The following is a 14,640-nucleotide window of genomic DNA, read 5'->3' as shown; positions in this document are numbered from 1 at the left end:
AGGCGATGATAACCAAACCATTCGTTGGCGTATTGTTGATGGTGTGTGCGGGCGCAGCATCAGCGGCCGTTGCCGCGCCGGCCTGCGTTACCGTGCAGCAGGGCTGGGCGCGCCTGCCGCCGAACCCGGCCATGCCGATGACCGCCGGCTACGGCGTGATCCACAACGGCTGCGCCAAAGCGGTCGCGATCACCGGCGCCAGCAGCACGACCTTCGGCGATGTGTCGCTGCACGAAACCACGCTGGTCGATGGGGTCAGCCGCATGCGGGCCATTGAACGCCTGCCATTGGCGCCCGGCGCGCGTGCCGAGCTCAAGCCCGGGGGCCTGCACCTGATGCTCATGCGGGGCACGGGCGCGCTGAAGGAAGGGCAGGTCGTGCCGCTGCAGCTGCAGCTGGAGGGCGGTGGTGAAGCCAGCGCCACGCTGACCGTGCGCAAGGCCGCGCCGTAAGGGGATGGTGGTGTCGACCGCCGTAGAGTCGAGCTTGCTCGACTGCTCCGGCCAACAGCAGTCGAGCAAGCTCGACTCTACGAAGCGCAGGCGACGCACCCGGTAGCGCCGGGCCATGCCCGGCGGGGCTTTACGACCAGTCGAACGTAAACAGGACCGTGCGGCTGTGCGGTTCGTAGAACATCACGATGGCATCGGCGCCGGCCGCGACCCAGTTGCTGGCGGGCACGCTGGCCACATGGAAGAAGGCCTGGCCATCGCGGGTCAGTTGCAGGCCATCGTCGGCCAGCTGGCTGCTGTCATTGCGGAAACGCAGGCTGCCGCGCTGCCGGTAGCCGGCCAGATCCTGCAGCTGGAACGCCGTCGGCAGCGGGGCATAGTCGGACCAGTTGCCGAACCAGATCGGGCCGCCCAACTGCTGCAGCCATGCCTGTTCGTCCAGCTCGCCGTCGCCGTAGCGCGAGCAGCTGGCCAGGCGCCCATGCTGCTGGAAATACGCACGCGCTTTGGCATGGCTCTCGCGCATTTCAACGATATGGGCGCGGGCCTCGTCGCCCTCCACCGCTTCACCCAGGAAGTACTCCTGCGTGCCGAGGAAGCGCATGCGGTTGTCCGCGGTCAGCTCGAAGGCGATCCAGTTGATGCCAGTGAACGCGTTGTGGTGCGCGGTGGTGTCGTCACCGATACAGCCTTCATACGGCTCGATCGGGCACAGCATCGTCGCCACCTGGCCCGCCAGTTCCGGGCGCAGCACGCCCAGGTCGATCTTCAGCAGCGGCAGCAGGTGCTGGCCGAGCCAGGCCTGGTCGGCGGGGAAGACATCGGTGGGGAAGGGGACCATGCCGGGCAGCAGGTCGCGCAGTTCGGTGTGGTGGATCATGTCAGTCCTTTGAACGGTGTCGGTAGAGTCGAGCTTGCTCGACTGATCCGGCAAACGGCAGTCGAGCAAGCTCGACTCTACGAGGTGCAAGGTCGGGCATGCCGGCCAGCGGCCGGCACTACCTTCAGCTTGAAGCGTTGCGGATCGCGTCCGGCAGCGGCGCGCTCTTGCCGGTCTGGGTATCCATCCACACCACCACCACGTTGCCGTCCGAATACAGCTTCGTATCGTCCTGCTGGTCCACGATGCGGTGGCCGATGGTCACGCTGCTGTTGCCCAGGCGCTCGACGAACAGTTCAACCAGGATGTCGTTGGGCCACACGATCGGCAGCCGGTAGTTCACGTTGGTCGCGGCCACCACCGGGGCGATGCGGTCGGTCATCGACACGCCTTCCACGCCCAGCATCCAGCGCACGCGCGCTTCTTCCAGGTAGGAAATGTACTTGGCGTTGTTGACGTGCCCCATGCTGTCCATGTCCCGCCAGCGCACGCTGATCGGGATGCGGGCCAGGATCTTGTGTTCGCTGCTCATCAGGCGTCCTTCTTCTTCGTGGTGCTCTTGCTGGCCTTGCCGGTGCTCTTGGCGGCCACGGCCTTCTTCGCCACCTTGGCCGGCTTCTCAGGCTTCACCTTGCGCGGCGGGCGGGCGTCGGGCTTGTTGGCCACGGCGGCCGGCTGTTCCGGGCGCGCGCTGGTGGAGGGCAGCATGCGGGCCAGGAACTGGCCGGTGTACGACTGCGGGCAGGCCGCCACGTCTTCCGGCGTACCGGTCACCAGGATCGTGCCGCCGCGGTGGCCGCCTTCCGGGCCCAGGTCGACAATCCAGTCGGCGGTCTTGATCACATCCAGGTTGTGCTCGATCACCACCACCGTGTTGCCTTCGTCGCGCAGCTTGTGCAGCACGCCCAGCAACGCTTCGATATCGTGGAAGTGCAGGCCGGTGGTCGGCTCATCCAGGATGTACAGGGTGCGGCCGGTATCGCGGCGCGACAGTTCCTTGGACAGCTTCACGCGCTGTGCTTCACCACCGGACAGCGTGGTCGCGCTCTGGCCCAGCTTGATGTAGCTCAGGCCCACGTCCACCAGCGTTTCCAGCTTGCGGGCGATGGACGGCACCGGCTCGAACAGCTTCAGCGCATCTTCGACGGTCATTTCCAGCACGTCGTTGATGTTGTAGCCCTTGTAGAGGATCTCCAGCGTTTCGCGGTTGTAGCGCTTGCCGTGGCAGACATCGCAGGGCACGTACACGTCCGGCAGGAAGTGCATCTCGACCTTGATCAGGCCATCGCCCTGGCAGGCCTCGCAGCGGCCGCCGCGCACGTTGAAGCTGAAACGGCCCGGCGAATAGCCGCGCGCACGCGCTTCGGGCACCTGTGCGAACAGTTCGCGCAGGGGCGTGAACAGGCCGGTGTAGGTAGCCGGGTTCGAACGCGGGGTGCGGCCGATCGGCGACTGGTCGATGTCCACCACCTTGTCGAACAGGTCCAGGCCATCGATCTCCTTGTACGGGGCGATCGGATGCGAGGAACCGTTGATCTCGTTGGCGGCCAGCGAGAACAGGGTGTCGTTGATCAGGGTCGACTTGCCCGAGCCGGACACGCCGGTCACGCAGGTCAGCAGGCCCGACGGAATTGACAGGTCCACGCCCTTCAGGTTGTTGCCGCTGGCACCGCGCAGGTGCAGGGTCATCTTCGGGTTCGGCTTGTGCCGGCGCGCCGGGATCTCGATTGCGCGCTTGCCTGACAGGTACTGGCCGGTCAGCGAACGCGGGGCATCCAGGATGTCCTGCAGGGTGCCCTGGCCGACGATCTCGCCGCCATGCACGCCCGCACCCGGGCCGATGTCCAGCACGTAGTCGGCCAGGCGGATCGCATCCTCGTCATGCTCGACCACGATGACCGTGTTGCCCAGGTCGCGCAGGCGGGTGAGGGTGCCCAGCAGGCGCTCGTTGTCGCGCTGGTGCAGGCCGATGGACGGCTCGTCCAGCACGTACATCACGCCGACCAGGCCGGCGCCGATCTGGCTGGCCAGGCGGATGCGCTGCGCTTCGCCACCGGACAGGGTGTCGGCCTTGCGCTCCAGGGTCAGGTAATCCAGGCCCACATCGACCAGGAAGCCCAGGCGTTCGCCGATTTCCTTGACGATCTTGGCGGCGATCTCACCGCGCCAGCCCGGCAGGCTCAGTTCGCTGAAGAACTTCAGGGCTTCGTCGATCGGCAGCACCACCAGCTCCGGCAGCGGGCGGTCGGCGACGAACACGTTGCGCGCGGCCTTGTTCAGGCGCGCACCGTTGCATTCAGGGCAAGCGTGTTCGCTGATGTACTTGCCCAGCTCTTCCTGCACCGCCGCCGATTCGGTTTCCTTGTAGCGCCGTTCCAGGTTGGGAATGATGCCCTCGAAGCGGTGCTTGCGCTGGGTGCGGCCACCGGCCTCGGTGAAGTAGGTGAAGGTGATTGCCTCATCGCCGCTGCCGTACAGCACGGCCTGCTGCACCTTGGCCGGGAGCGAGTTCCATGCCGCATCGGTGTCGAACTTGTAGTGCTTGGCCAGCGAAGCGATCAGCTGGAAGTAATAGGCATTGCGGCGGTCCCAGCCACGCACGGCGCCGGCGGCCAGCGACAGCTCCGGGTGCACCACCACGCGCGAGGGATCGAAGAATTCGGCCATGCCCAGGCCATCGCAGCCGGGGCAGGCGCCCATCGGTGCGTTGAACGAGAACAGGCGCGGTTCCAGTTCGGGCAGCGAGTAATCGCAGACCGGGCAGGAATACTTGGACGAGAACAGGGTCGGGGTGGCGTCGGCCGCGTCCAGGCTCTGCACCGAGGCCATGCCGTCGCCCAGCTTCAGCGCGGTTTCAAAGCTCTCGGCCAGGCGCTGCTTGATGTCCTCGCGCGGGCGGAAACGGTCGATCACCGCTTCGATGGTGTGCTTCTGGCGCAGCGCCAGCGGCGGCACCGCGTCGATTTCATACAGCTCGCCGTCCACGCGCACGCGCACGAAGCCCTGCGCACGCAGCTGGTCGAAGACCTGCGCATGCTCGCCCTTGCGGTCGCGGATGACCGGGGCCAGCAGCATGTAGCGCTGTTCCGGGTCCAGGGTCAGCACCTGGTCGACCATCTGGCTGACCGTCTGTGCTTCCAGCGGGTAGCCGTGGTCCGGGCAGCGCGGGGTGCCGACGCGGGCGTAGAGCAGGCGCAGGTAGTCGTAGATCTCGGTGATCGTGCCCACGGTCGAGCGCGGGTTGTGCGAGGTCGACTTCTGTTCGATCGAGATGGCCGGGGACAGGCCCTCGATGTGGTCCAGGTCCGGCTTTTCCATCACGCTCAGGAACTGCCGTGCATAGGCCGACAGCGACTCGACGTAGCGGCGCTGGCCTTCTGCATAGATGGTGTCGAACGCCAGCGAGGACTTGCCCGAGCCGGACAGGCCGGTGATCACGATCAGCTTGTCGCGGGGCAGGTCGAGGTCGATGTTCTTGAGGTTGTGCGTCCGCGCGCCGCGGATGCGGATGAAATCCATCGCCATGGGGGATCCGGTTATGGGGGGCGTTGGCTGGGTGCCGGGCCAGCAGGGGGACGGCAATCGGTCAGCCTACCGAGGTGACCAGATGGGGGCAATGGGCGACAATGCCAGTCGGGTGTCTCACCTTGTGAGACCAGGCGACAGCTTTGTGTAGAGCCGAGCCATGCTCGGCTTCGCGGGCCCCGAGCCGTTCAGCCGAGCATGGCTCGGCCCTACAGAGGCAGGGGGGCAGGCCCCGTTCAGGGCCGCCCAGGGGTTGACTTGACCCGGTCGCATTGATCTGCGTACAATCCCGCTCCTGTCCGCCCTCGATGGCGGCAGTCCATAGACCACAATAACTACAGAGGAAGTCTGGTCATGTACGCAGTACTGGTCACCGGCGGTAAGCAATACCGCGTGGCGCAGGGCGAAAAGCTCCGCATTGAAAAGCTCGAAGTCGAAGTCGGCAGCGAGATCAAGTTCGACAACATCCTGCTGCTCGGCGACAGCGATGGCATCAAGATCGGCGACGCCCTGAACGGCGCTGCGGTCACCGCCACCGTCCTGTCCCAGGGTCGTGCTGACAAGGTCCGGATCATCAAGTTCCGTCGCCGCAAGCACCACATGAAGCGCCAGGGTCACCGTCAGTACTACACCGAAATCGAGATCACCGGCATTGCCGGTGGCAGCAAGTAAGGAGATAGGTCATGGCACATAAAAAAGGCGTAGGCTCTTCGCGCAACGGTCGCGACTCCAACCCGAAGTACCTGGGCGTCAAGATCTTCGGTGGCCAGGCCATTGAAGCTGGCAACATCATCGTGCGCCAGCGCGGCACCCAGTTCCACCCGGGTTCGGGCGTCGGCCTCGGCCGCGACCACACCCTGTTCGCCCTCGTGGACGGCAAGGTGGAGTTCTCGGTGAAGGGCGCCAAGAAGCGTCGCACCGTCAGCGTCGTGTCGGTCGAAGCCTGATAAGGCTTGTCCGGCAGCCATGCCCCGGCATGGCCTTGCTGGTCGAATCGCACGCTGCATGAAGAGCCCCGCTTCGGCGGGGCTTTTCGTTGGAATCAGTGGTACAACGGGCACGGCCCGATCGCGGGGCCCCGCCCCGGTGGCCGGAGAGCATCCGGCACGACATTCAAGCAAGGCAGCGGCACGCAGGCCGCGCCCATCGCAGGCATCGAAACAATGAAACTGGTAGACGAAGCAGAAATCGAAGTGTTCGCCGGCAACGGCGGCAACGGCTGCATTGGCTTCCGTCGCGAGAAGTTCATTCCGCTCGGCGGCCCGGACGGCGGCGACGGCGGTGCGGGCGGCAGCGTGTACATCCGCGCCGACGAAAATCTGAACACCCTGGTCGACTTCCGCCATGACCGCATCTTCAAGGCGCAGCGCGGCGAGAACGGCATGGGCCGCCAGGCCTACGGCAAGGGCGGCGAAGACCTGACCATCACCGTGCCGGTCGGTACCGTGATCATCAACGTGGCCACTGATGAAATCATCGGCGACCTGACCCAGCACGGCGACCGCCTGCTGGTGGCGCAGGGCGGCCGTGGCGGCCTGGGCAACATGCACTTCAAGAGCTCGACCAACCGCTCGCCGCGCCAGGCGCTGCCGGGCGAGCCGGGCGAAGAGCGCACGCTGAAGCTGGAGCTGAAGTTGCTGGCCGACGTCGGCCTGCTGGGCTTCCCCAACGCCGGCAAGAGCACCCTGATCCGTGCTGTTTCGGCGGCAACCCCCAAGGTGGCCGATTACCCGTTCACCACGCTGTACCCGAACCTGGGTGTGGTGAAGGTGGAAAACTATCGCAGCTTCGTCATTGCCGATATTCCGGGCCTGATCGAAGGTGCGGCCGACGGTGCCGGCCTGGGCGCGCAGTTCCTGCGCCACCTGCAGCGCACCCGCCTGCTGCTGCACCTGGTGGATATTTCCCCCATGGAAGGTGGCGTGGATGGCATTTCCCCGGTCGAGCAGGTGCGTGCCATCGAGCGCGAACTGGAAAAGCACGACCCGGAGCTGCTGCAGAAGCCGCGCTGGCTGGTGCTGAACAAGGCCGACCTGATGTTCGAGGACGAGGCCAAGGTCGCCGCCGAGCAGATCGTGGCCGAGCTGGGCTGGAAGGAGCCGTGGTTCCTGGTCTCCGCGCTGGGCCGTGAAGGCACCTTCCCGATCATGAGCCGGGTCATGGCCTTCTTCGATCGCCAGAAGGAAGACGAGCTGGAAGCCCGCAACGCGCAGTAATGCCGTTGTGGTTCCGCACGAAAAACCCGGCCTCGGCCGGGTTTTTTGTGGGCTGCCGCTTTTCTGTAGAGCCGAGCCCATGCTCGGCTGGCCGTGCGAACAGCAGCCGAGCATGGGCTCGGCTCTACATGGGGCGGATCGCAGGCAACAAAAAACCCGGCCGGGGCCGGGCTTTTGTCTGCTGCCCGCGCCCCGAAGGGCAGGGCGGCAACGCCGTATCAGGCGGCCTTGAGGGCCTTGATGCGGTCGTTCAGGCGGCTCTTGTGGCGAGCAGCCTTGTTCTTGTGGATCAGGCCACGCGCGCTGAAGCGATCCAGGATCGGCTGGGCAACGGCGAAGGCGGCTTCGGCGCCGGCGGCATCGTTGGCGTCCAGCGCCTTGATCACTTTCTTGACAGCGGTGCGCAGCATCGAGCGCTGAGCCACGTTGCGCGCGTTGCGCACGACGGTCTGCTTGGCGCGCTTCTTGGCGGACTTGATATTGGCCACGGTGGTGGTTTCCTGAAAAAATCGGTGTTATGGGAACAGCAAGCTAGCTAGTATGATGGCGTAAGAAATGCACGTCAAGTCGATTGTCAAGAGGGACGCTGAGTGAGTTCACCCAAGTTGTTGCGGGGCCTGCTGTCGTTCAGCAGCATGACCATGGTCTCGCGCGTTCTCGGACTTGTCCGGGACTTCGTGGTGACCACCACGTTCGGCACCAACGCCATCACTGATGCTTTCTGGGTCGCCTTCAGGGTACCCAATTTCCTGCGCCGTTTGTTCGCCGAGGGCTCTTTCGCCACCGCTTTCGTGCCGGTGTTCACGGAAGTGAAAGAGACCCGCAGCCATGCGGAGCTGCGCGAACTGATGGCGCGCACGGCCGGCACCCTGGGTGGGGTACTGATGCTCGTCACCGCCGTGGCGCTGATCTTCGCGCCGCAGCTGGCCTCGGTATTCTCAAGTGGCGTTGATACCGATCCGGTCAAGCAGGGCCTGCTGGTCGACCTGTTCCGGCTGACCTTCCCCTTCCTGCTGTTCGTTTCGCTCACCGCCCTGGCCGGTGGCGCGCTCAACAGCTTCCAGCGCTTCGCCATGCCGGCGCTGACCCCGGTCATCCTCAACCTGTGCATGATCGCCGGCGCGCTGTGGCTGGCGCCACGGCTGGGCGGCACCCCGGAAAAGCAGATCCTGGCGCTGGGCTGGGCGGTGCTGGCCGCCGGCATCCTGCAGCTGCTGTTCCAGCTGCCCTCGCTGAAGGGCATCAACCTGTTGACCCTTCCGCGCTGGGGCTGGAGCCACCCGGGCGTGCGCAAGGTGATGACCCTGATGGTGCCGACCCTGTTCGGCTCGTCGGTGGCGCAGATCAACCTGCTGCTGGACACGGTCATCGCCGCCAAGCTGACCGATGGCTCGCAGTCCTGGCTGTCGCTGGCCGACCGCTTCCTGGAACTGCCGCTGGGCGTGTTCGGCGTGGCCCTGGGCACGGTCATCCTGCCGGCGTTGGCCCGCCACCATGTCAGTACCGACCGCGAAGGCTTCTCGCGTTCGCTGGACTGGGGCCTGCGCATGACCCTGCTGATCTCGGTGCCGGCCATGCTGGGCCTGCTGTTCCTGGCCGAGCCGCTCATCGCCACCATCTTCCAGCACGGCCAGTTCAGCGCCTTCGATACCCGCATGACCGCGCTGTCGGTGTACGGCCTGAGTTTCGGCCTGCCGGCGTTCGCCCTGCTGAAGGTGGTGCTGCCGGCCTTCTACGCCCGCCAGGACACCCGCACCCCGGTGCGTGCCGGCGTGGCCGCGCTGGTGGCCAACATGGTGTTCAACTTCGCCCTGCTGGCCGTGCTGTATCAGGTGATGGTGCCCGACGAACTGAAGGCGCAGGGCGTGATGGCGGCCATCGGCAAGCAGCCGGGCCTGCACCTGGCGCTGGGCATCGCCAGCGCGCTGTCCAGTTACCTGAACCTGGGCCTGCTCTGGTACTGGCTGGGCAAGACCGATGTCTACCAGCGCCGGCCGGGCTGGGGCAGCTACCTGCTGCGCCTGCTGGTGGCCTGCGTGGCCATGGTGGGCGTGCTGCTGGCCCTGCTGCACTGGCTGCCGGGCTTCTCGGCCATGGCCGTGTGGGAGCGGATCGGCGCGCTGGCCCTGCTGGTCGGCGGCGGTGGCGCCACCTATGCGGTGGCCATGCTGGCCATGGGCTTCCGCCCGCGCGACCTGCGCGGCCATTGATCGCCGCCCATGGCGGCTATACTTCAGGGTTACACCATTGAAGCGGCGGCCCCCGGTGGGCCGGAACGAGATTTGATGAGCAGGCTGTTCAGAAGCGTCGAGGGCGGGGAGCTGTTCCCCAACGGAAGCGTGGTCTGTATCGGCGCATTCGACGGCCTCCATCTGGGCCATCGTGCGCTGGTCCGCCACGCGGTCGCCCGCGCGCGCGCCTTGGGCGTGGCCGCGGTGGCCGTGGCCTTCGAGCCGCTGCCGCGTGAATTCTTCGCCCAGGGCACGCCGCCGCCGCGGCTGACCCTGGCACGCAGCAAGGTCGAGATCCTGCGCGAGCTCGGTGTCGATGCGATCGGCCTGCTGCGTTTCGACGCGGCAATGGCGGCGATGCCGGCCGAGGATTTCGTCCACCAGCTGCTGGCCCACCGCCTGGGCGCACGCGAAGTGTGGATCGGCCCGGAGTTCTGCTTCGGCAACCGCCGTCGCGGCGATCTGGCCCTGCTGCAGGCGATGGGCGCCGACCTGGGCTTCACCGCGGGCGAGATCGAAGCGGTGGACCTGCACGGCGAGCGCATTTCCAGCACCCGCATCCGCCAGCTGCTGCAGGCCGGTGATTTCACCCATGCCAACGATCTGCTCGGCCGCCCCTACGCGATCAGCGGGCGGGTGGTGCGTGGGCGCCAGCTGGGCCGCACGCTCGGCTTCCCCACCGCCAACCTGCGCTTCCCGAAGACCCCGGCGCTGTCGGGCATCTACGCCACGTGGGTGCACGGGGTGTTCGACCAGCCCTGGCCGTCGGTGTCCAGCTTCGGCACCCGGCCCACCGTGGAAGGCGTGGAGCCGCTGCTGGAAGCCCACCTGTTCGATTTCCAGGGGGACCTGTACGGTCGCCACATCGAAGTCGAATTCGTCGCCAAGCTGCGCGACGAAGAGAAATTCAACGATCTGGCGGCGCTGACCGACCAGATGCACCGCGACGCCGACCAGGCGCGCGCCCTTCTTTCCGAACACAGATTGCGAGCCACTGCGTGAGCCAGGACTACAAGACCACCCTGAACCTGCCAGCCACCGAATTCCCGATGCGCGGCGACCTGCCCAAGCGCGAGCCGGGCATTCTGGCGCGGTGGGAAGAGCAGGGGCTCTACCAGCAGCTGCGCGACAACGCCGCCGGCCGCCCGCTGTTCGTGCTGCACGATGGCCCGCCCTACGCCAACGGCCGCATCCACCTGGGCCACGCGGTCAACAAGATCCTGAAGGACATCATCGTCAAGTCGCGCTATCTGGCCGGCTTCGATGCGCCCTACGTGCCGGGCTGGGATTGCCACGGCCTGCCGATCGAAATCGCGGTGGAAAAGAAGTGGGGCAAGGTCGGCGTGAAGCTCGACGCCGTTGAATTCAGGCAGAAGTGCCGTGAGTTCGCCGAAGAGCAGATCAACATCCAGCGCACCGACTTCAAGCGCCTGGGCGTGACCGGCGACTGGGACAACCCGTACAAGACCCTCAGCTTCGATTTCGAAGCCAACGAGATCCGCGCGCTGGCCAAGATCGTGGCCAACGGCCACCTGGTGCGCGGCGCCAAGCCGGTGTACTGGTGCTTCGACTGCGGTTCGGCGCTGGCCGAAGCGGAAATCGAATACCACGAAAAGGAATCGCCGGCGATCGACGTGGCCTATGCCGCGCGCGATGCGCAGGCCGTGGCCCAGGCCTTCGGCGTGAGCCTGCCGGGCGACGTGGAAGTGGCCGTGCCGATCTGGACCACCACCCCGTGGACCCTGCCGGCCTCGCTGGCCGTGTCGCTGGGCGCGGATATCCGCTACGTGCTGGCCGAAGGCCCGGCGCACAACGGCAAGCGCCGCTGGCTGGTGCTGGCCGCGGCCCTCGCCGAGCGCGCCCTGCAGCGCTATGGCGTCGAAAACGTGGTGCTGCACGGTGAAACCACCGGCGCGGCGCTGGAAAACCAGCTGCTGGCGCACCCGTTCTACCCGGAGCGCGAGATCCTGGTGCTCAACGGCGAACACGTGTCCGACGAGGACGGTACCGGTGCGGTGCACACCGCCCCCGGCCACGGCCAGGAAGACTACGTGGTCAGCCAGAAGTACGGCCTGCTGGACAAGTACAACGCCGGCCAGGTGACCCCCATCGACGGCCGTGGCGTGTACCTGGAATCGACCCCGCCGGCCGGTGACGTGGTGCTGGCGGGCCAGCACCTGTGGAAGGCGCAGGAGGCCATCGTCGGTGTGCTGCGCGACAACGGCGCGCTGCTGGCCTTCCACCCCATCCGCCACAGCTACCCGCACTGCTGGCGCCACAAGACGCCGGTGGTGTTCCGCGCCACCCCGCAGTGGTTCATCTCGATGGACAAGGCCAACCTGCGCCGCGATGCGCTGGCCGCCATCGACACCGTGGGCTGGTTCCCGAGCTGGGGCAAGGCGCGCATCCAGAGCATGGTCGATGGTCGCCCGGACTGGACCATCTCGCGCCAGCGCACCTGGGGCGTGCCGATCGCACTGTTCACCCATCGCCAGACGGGTGAGATCCACCCGCGCACGGTGGAACTGATGCAGCAGGTCGCCGACCGCGTCGAAGCCGAGGGCATCGACGTGTGGTATTCGCTGGACGCCGCCGAACTGCTGGGCGCCGAAGCGGCCGACTACGAGAAGGTCACCGACATCCTCGATGTCTGGTTCGATTCGGGCGTCACCCATGAAGGCGTGCTGGCCGCGCGTGGTTTCGGCAAGCCGGCTGACCTGTATCTGGAAGGTTCCGACCAGCACCGCGGCTGGTTCCAGTCCTCGCTGCTGACCGGCGTGGCCATCGACCAGCGTGCCCCGTACAAGCAGTGCCTCACCCACGGTTTCACCGTGGACGAGCACGGCCGCAAGATGTCCAAGTCGCTGGGCAACGGCATCGAGCCGCAGGACATCATGAACAAGCTGGGCGCGGACATCCTGCGCCTGTGGATCGCCTCGGCCGACTACAGCAACGAGATGTCGCTGTCGCAGGAAATCCTCAAGCGCAACGCCGATGCCTACCGCCGCCTGCGCAACACCGCGCGCTTCCTGCTGGGCAACCTGGATGGTTTCGATCCGGCCCAGCACCTGCGGCCGCTGAACAAGATGGTCGCGCTGGACCGCTGGATCGTGCACCGCGCCTGGGAACTGCAGGAAAAGATCAAGGCCGCGTTCGACAACTACAACATGGCCGAGATCGTCCAGCTGCTGCTGAACTTCTGCAGCGTGGACCTGGGCTCGCTGTACCTGGACGTGACCAAGGACCGCCTGTACACGATGCCGACCGATTCGGACGGCCGTCGTTCGGCGCAGAGCGCGATGTACCACATCGCCGAAGCGTTCACCCGCTGGATCGCGCCGATCCTGACCTTCACTGCCGACGAGCTGTGGGGCTACCTGCCGGGCGAGCGTGCGGGCCACGTGCTGTTCACCACCTGGTATGACGGCCTGGCGCCGCTGCCGGCCGATGCCCAGCTCAACGCCGCCGATTTCGACCAGCTGCTGGCCGTGCGCGAGCAGGTGGCCAAGGTGCTGGAGCCGATGCGCGCCAACGGTGCCATCGGTGCCGCGCTGGAAGCGGAAATCACCATCGCCGCCAGCGAAGAGCAGGCCGCGCGCTGGCAGCCGCTGGCCGATGAACTGCGTTTCCTGTTCATCAGTGGCGATGTGCAGGTGCGCCCGGCGACCACCGACGAGGTGTTCGTCAGCGCCCAGCCCACCGAAAAGGCCAAGTGCGTGCGCTGCTGGCACCACCGCGCCGATGTCGGCAGTAATGCCGATCACCCGGAACTGTGCGGGCGCTGCGCCGGCAACATCAACGGTGCCGGTGAACTGCGGAGCTGGTTCTGATGGCCGCGCCCCGTCCGCATCCCAACGCCCTCATCTGGCTGCTGCTGTCGGCGGCCATCATCGGCCTGGACCAGTGGTCCAAGGCCTGGGTGCTGTCCAGCCTGCCGGAATTCCAGCCGGTGGTGGTCATCGACGGCTTCTGGAACTGGTACCGCACCTACAACACCGGCGCGGCATTCAGTTTCCTGAGCGACGCCGGCGGCTGGCAGAAGTACTTCTTCACCGTGCTGGCCATCGCCATCAGCGGCCTGATGGCCTGGTGGCTGCGTGCCACCGCCCGTGGCAACTGGAAGGCGGCGGTGCCGTACGCGCTGATCATCGGCGGTGCCATCGGCAACGTGATCGACCGCCAGGTGCACGGTCACGTGGTCGATTTCATCCAGTGGTATATCGGTGACCACGTCTGGCCGGCGTTCAACGTGGCCGATTCGGCCATCGTGGTCGGTGCCGTGGGCATCGCCCTGTTTGGCCTGTTCGACGGCAAGTCCGCCAAAAAGGCGGATAATGCCACCCCGAAACCGTAAGCCGGCCGCTGCCGGGAGACTGAACTGATGGATGTGCTGCTCGCCAACCCGCGTGGTTTCTGTGCCGGTGTCGATCGTGCGATCGAGATCGTCAAGCGCGCGATCGAAACGCTGGGCGCGCCCATCTATGTCCGCCATGAAGTGGTGCACAACCGCTTCGTGGTGGATGACCTGAAGCAGCGCGGCGCGATCTTCGTAGAAGAACTCGATGAAGTGCCGGACAACAACACCGTCATCTTCAGCGCGCACGGCGTGTCCCAGGCCGTGCGCCAGGAAGCCGAGCGCCGTGGCCTGAAAGTGTTCGACGCCACCTGCCCGCTGGTGACCAAGGTCCACTTTGAAGTGGCCCGCCACTGCCGTGCCGGCCGTGACGTGGTGCTGATCGGCCATGCCGGCCACCCGGAAGTGGAAGGCACCATGGGCCAGTGGAACCGCGAAGCCGGTACCGGCCAGATCTACCTGGTGGAGGATGTGGAGCAGGTTTCCACGCTGGTGATCAACCAGCCGGAAAACTTCGCCTACACCACCCAGACCACGTTGTCGGTGGATGACACGCGCGGCATCATCGATGCACTGCGCGAGCGCTTCCCGGCCATGCAGGGCCCGAAGAACGACGACATCTGCTACGCCACGCAGAACCGCCAGGATGCCGTACGCGACCTGGCCAAGCGCTGCGACCTGGTGCTGGTGGTGGGTTCGCCGAACAGCTCCAATTCCAACCGGCTGAGTGAACTGGCCCGCCGCGAAGGCGTGGAGTCGTACCTGATCGACGGTGCGCACGAGATCGACCCGCGCTGGGTGGAAGGCAAGCAGCACATCGGCGTGACTGCCGGTGCCTCGGCACCGCAGGTGCTGGTGGATGGCGTGCTGGCCCGCCTGGCCGAACTGGGTGCCAACGGCGTGGGCGAACTGGATGGCGAACCGGAATCGATGGTGTTCGCGCTGCCGAAGGAACTGCGTCTGCGGTTGGTGGACTGACGGC

13 protein-coding genes are annotated in these 14,640 nt (G+C 66.3%); 9 read left to right on the top strand and 4 right to left on the bottom strand.

Annotated elements, in window-relative coordinates; genetic code table 11:
- Positions 1 to 5 precede the first annotated feature (5 nt).
- Positions 6 to 452: a copper chaperone PCu(A)C gene (locus ACM2ZB_RS08750; protein ID WP_416058192.1), complete on the top strand. Its 447-nt coding sequence runs from the start codon at positions 6 to 8 to the stop codon at positions 450 to 452.
- A 130-nt stretch (positions 453 to 582) separates the two neighbouring features.
- On the opposite strand, the gene ACM2ZB_RS08745 is transcribed toward ACM2ZB_RS08750, so the two are convergent.
- The 3 genes from ACM2ZB_RS08745 to uvrA form a co-directional block, all read right to left on the bottom strand.
- The gene (locus tag ACM2ZB_RS08745) at positions 583 to 1,332 is read right to left on the bottom strand and encodes an enolase (protein WP_416058191.1); all 750 of its coding nucleotides are present in this window, start codon (positions 1,330 to 1,332) and stop codon (positions 583 to 585) included.
- Positions 1,333 to 1,456: 124 nt separating this feature from the next.
- Positions 1,457 to 1,864 (bottom strand): acyl-CoA thioesterase, encoded by a 408-nt coding sequence (locus ACM2ZB_RS08740; RefSeq protein WP_116865286.1) that lies wholly within the window; start codon positions 1,862 to 1,864, stop codon positions 1,457 to 1,459.
- Positions 1,864 to 4,857, bottom strand: a complete 2,994-nt coding sequence (uvrA, locus tag ACM2ZB_RS08735; protein WP_416058190.1) for an excinuclease ABC subunit UvrA — start codon at positions 4,855 to 4,857, stop codon at positions 1,864 to 1,866. The genes ACM2ZB_RS08740 and uvrA overlap by 1 nt, the downstream gene beginning before the upstream one ends.
- A gap of 354 nt (positions 4,858 to 5,211) precedes the next feature.
- Between uvrA and rplU the strand changes: the two genes are divergently transcribed.
- From rplU to cgtA, 3 genes are all read left to right on the top strand, one after another.
- On the top strand, positions 5,212 to 5,529 hold the full coding sequence (gene rplU / locus ACM2ZB_RS08730; RefSeq protein ID WP_197584023.1) for a 50S ribosomal protein L21: 318 nt from the start codon (positions 5,212 to 5,214) through the stop codon (positions 5,527 to 5,529).
- 11 nt (positions 5,530 to 5,540) lie between these two features.
- Positions 5,541 to 5,804 carry a 50S ribosomal protein L27 gene (rpmA, locus tag ACM2ZB_RS08725; protein ID WP_004148333.1) on the top strand — a complete coding sequence of 88 codons (264 nt, stop codon included), beginning with the start codon at positions 5,541 to 5,543 and terminating at the stop codon, positions 5,802 to 5,804.
- A 216-nt stretch (positions 5,805 to 6,020) separates the two neighbouring features.
- The gene (cgtA, locus tag ACM2ZB_RS08720) at positions 6,021 to 7,073 is read left to right on the top strand and encodes an Obg family GTPase CgtA (RefSeq protein ID WP_416058189.1); all 1,053 of its coding nucleotides are present in this window, start codon (positions 6,021 to 6,023) and stop codon (positions 7,071 to 7,073) included.
- A 218-nt stretch (positions 7,074 to 7,291) separates the two neighbouring features.
- Here cgtA and rpsT read toward each other — a convergent pair whose 3' ends face one another.
- Positions 7,292 to 7,561: a 30S ribosomal protein S20 gene (gene rpsT, locus ACM2ZB_RS08715; protein ID WP_005408560.1), complete on the bottom strand. Its 270-nt coding sequence runs from the start codon at positions 7,559 to 7,561 to the stop codon at positions 7,292 to 7,294.
- Positions 7,562 to 7,678: 117 nt separating this feature from the next.
- Here rpsT and murJ point away from each other — a divergent pair, with 117 nt between their 5' ends.
- From murJ to ispH, 5 genes are all read left to right on the top strand, one after another.
- Positions 7,679 to 9,283, top strand: coding sequence for a murein biosynthesis integral membrane protein MurJ (murJ, locus tag ACM2ZB_RS08710; RefSeq protein WP_416058530.1), 1,605 nt, complete (start codon positions 7,679 to 7,681; stop codon positions 9,281 to 9,283).
- Positions 9,284 to 9,358: 75 nt separating this feature from the next.
- Positions 9,359 to 10,306 carry a bifunctional riboflavin kinase/FAD synthetase gene (locus tag ACM2ZB_RS08705; RefSeq protein ID WP_416058188.1) on the top strand — a complete coding sequence of 316 codons (948 nt, stop codon included), beginning with the start codon at positions 9,359 to 9,361 and terminating at the stop codon, positions 10,304 to 10,306.
- On the top strand, positions 10,303 to 13,134 hold the full coding sequence (ileS, locus tag ACM2ZB_RS08700) for an isoleucine--tRNA ligase (RefSeq protein WP_416058187.1): 2,832 nt from the start codon (positions 10,303 to 10,305) through the stop codon (positions 13,132 to 13,134). The genes ACM2ZB_RS08705 and ileS overlap by 4 nt, the downstream gene beginning before the upstream one ends.
- Positions 13,134 to 13,658 (top strand): signal peptidase II, encoded by a 525-nt coding sequence (gene lspA / locus ACM2ZB_RS08695; protein WP_416058186.1) that lies wholly within the window; start codon positions 13,134 to 13,136, stop codon positions 13,656 to 13,658. Before ileS ends, lspA begins: the two co-directional genes overlap by 1 nt.
- A gap of 27 nt (positions 13,659 to 13,685) precedes the next feature.
- The gene (gene ispH, locus ACM2ZB_RS08690) at positions 13,686 to 14,636 is read left to right on the top strand and encodes a 4-hydroxy-3-methylbut-2-enyl diphosphate reductase (protein ID WP_416058185.1); all 951 of its coding nucleotides are present in this window, start codon (positions 13,686 to 13,688) and stop codon (positions 14,634 to 14,636) included.
- Positions 14,637 to 14,640 lie beyond the last annotated feature (4 nt).

The organism is Stenotrophomonas maltophilia, from assembly GCF_047782825.1.
Taxonomy (GTDB): domain Bacteria; phylum Pseudomonadota; class Gammaproteobacteria; order Xanthomonadales; family Xanthomonadaceae; genus Stenotrophomonas.
The sequence above is the reverse complement of the archived record's forward strand: the minus strand, read 5'-3'. Positions and strand labels throughout refer to the sequence as shown.

Bases quoted from the DNA above. Each gene is read 5' to 3' on its own strand.
- ACM2ZB_RS08750 (WP_416058192.1), top strand. From the start codon at position 6: ATGATAACCAAACCATTCGTTGGCGTATTGTTGATGGTGTGTGCGGGC.
- ACM2ZB_RS08745 (WP_416058191.1), bottom strand. From the start codon at position 1,332: ATGATCCACCACACCGAACTGCGCGACCTGCTGCCCGGCATGGTCCCC.
- ACM2ZB_RS08740 (WP_116865286.1), bottom strand. From the start codon at position 1,864: ATGAGCAGCGAACACAAGATCCTGGCCCGCATCCCGATCAGCGTGCGC.
- uvrA (WP_416058190.1), bottom strand. From the start codon at position 4,857: ATGGCGATGGATTTCATCCGCATCCGCGGCGCGCGGACGCACAACCTC.
- rplU (WP_197584023.1), top strand. From the start codon at position 5,212: ATGTACGCAGTACTGGTCACCGGCGGTAAGCAATACCGCGTGGCGCAG.
- rpmA (WP_004148333.1), top strand. From the start codon at position 5,541: ATGGCACATAAAAAAGGCGTAGGCTCTTCGCGCAACGGTCGCGACTCC.
- cgtA (WP_416058189.1), top strand. From the start codon at position 6,021: ATGAAACTGGTAGACGAAGCAGAAATCGAAGTGTTCGCCGGCAACGGC.
- ACM2ZB_RS08705 (WP_416058188.1), top strand. From the start codon at position 9,359: ATGAGCAGGCTGTTCAGAAGCGTCGAGGGCGGGGAGCTGTTCCCCAAC.
- lspA (WP_416058186.1), top strand. From the start codon at position 13,134: ATGGCCGCGCCCCGTCCGCATCCCAACGCCCTCATCTGGCTGCTGCTG.
- ispH (WP_416058185.1), top strand. From the start codon at position 13,686: ATGGATGTGCTGCTCGCCAACCCGCGTGGTTTCTGTGCCGGTGTCGAT.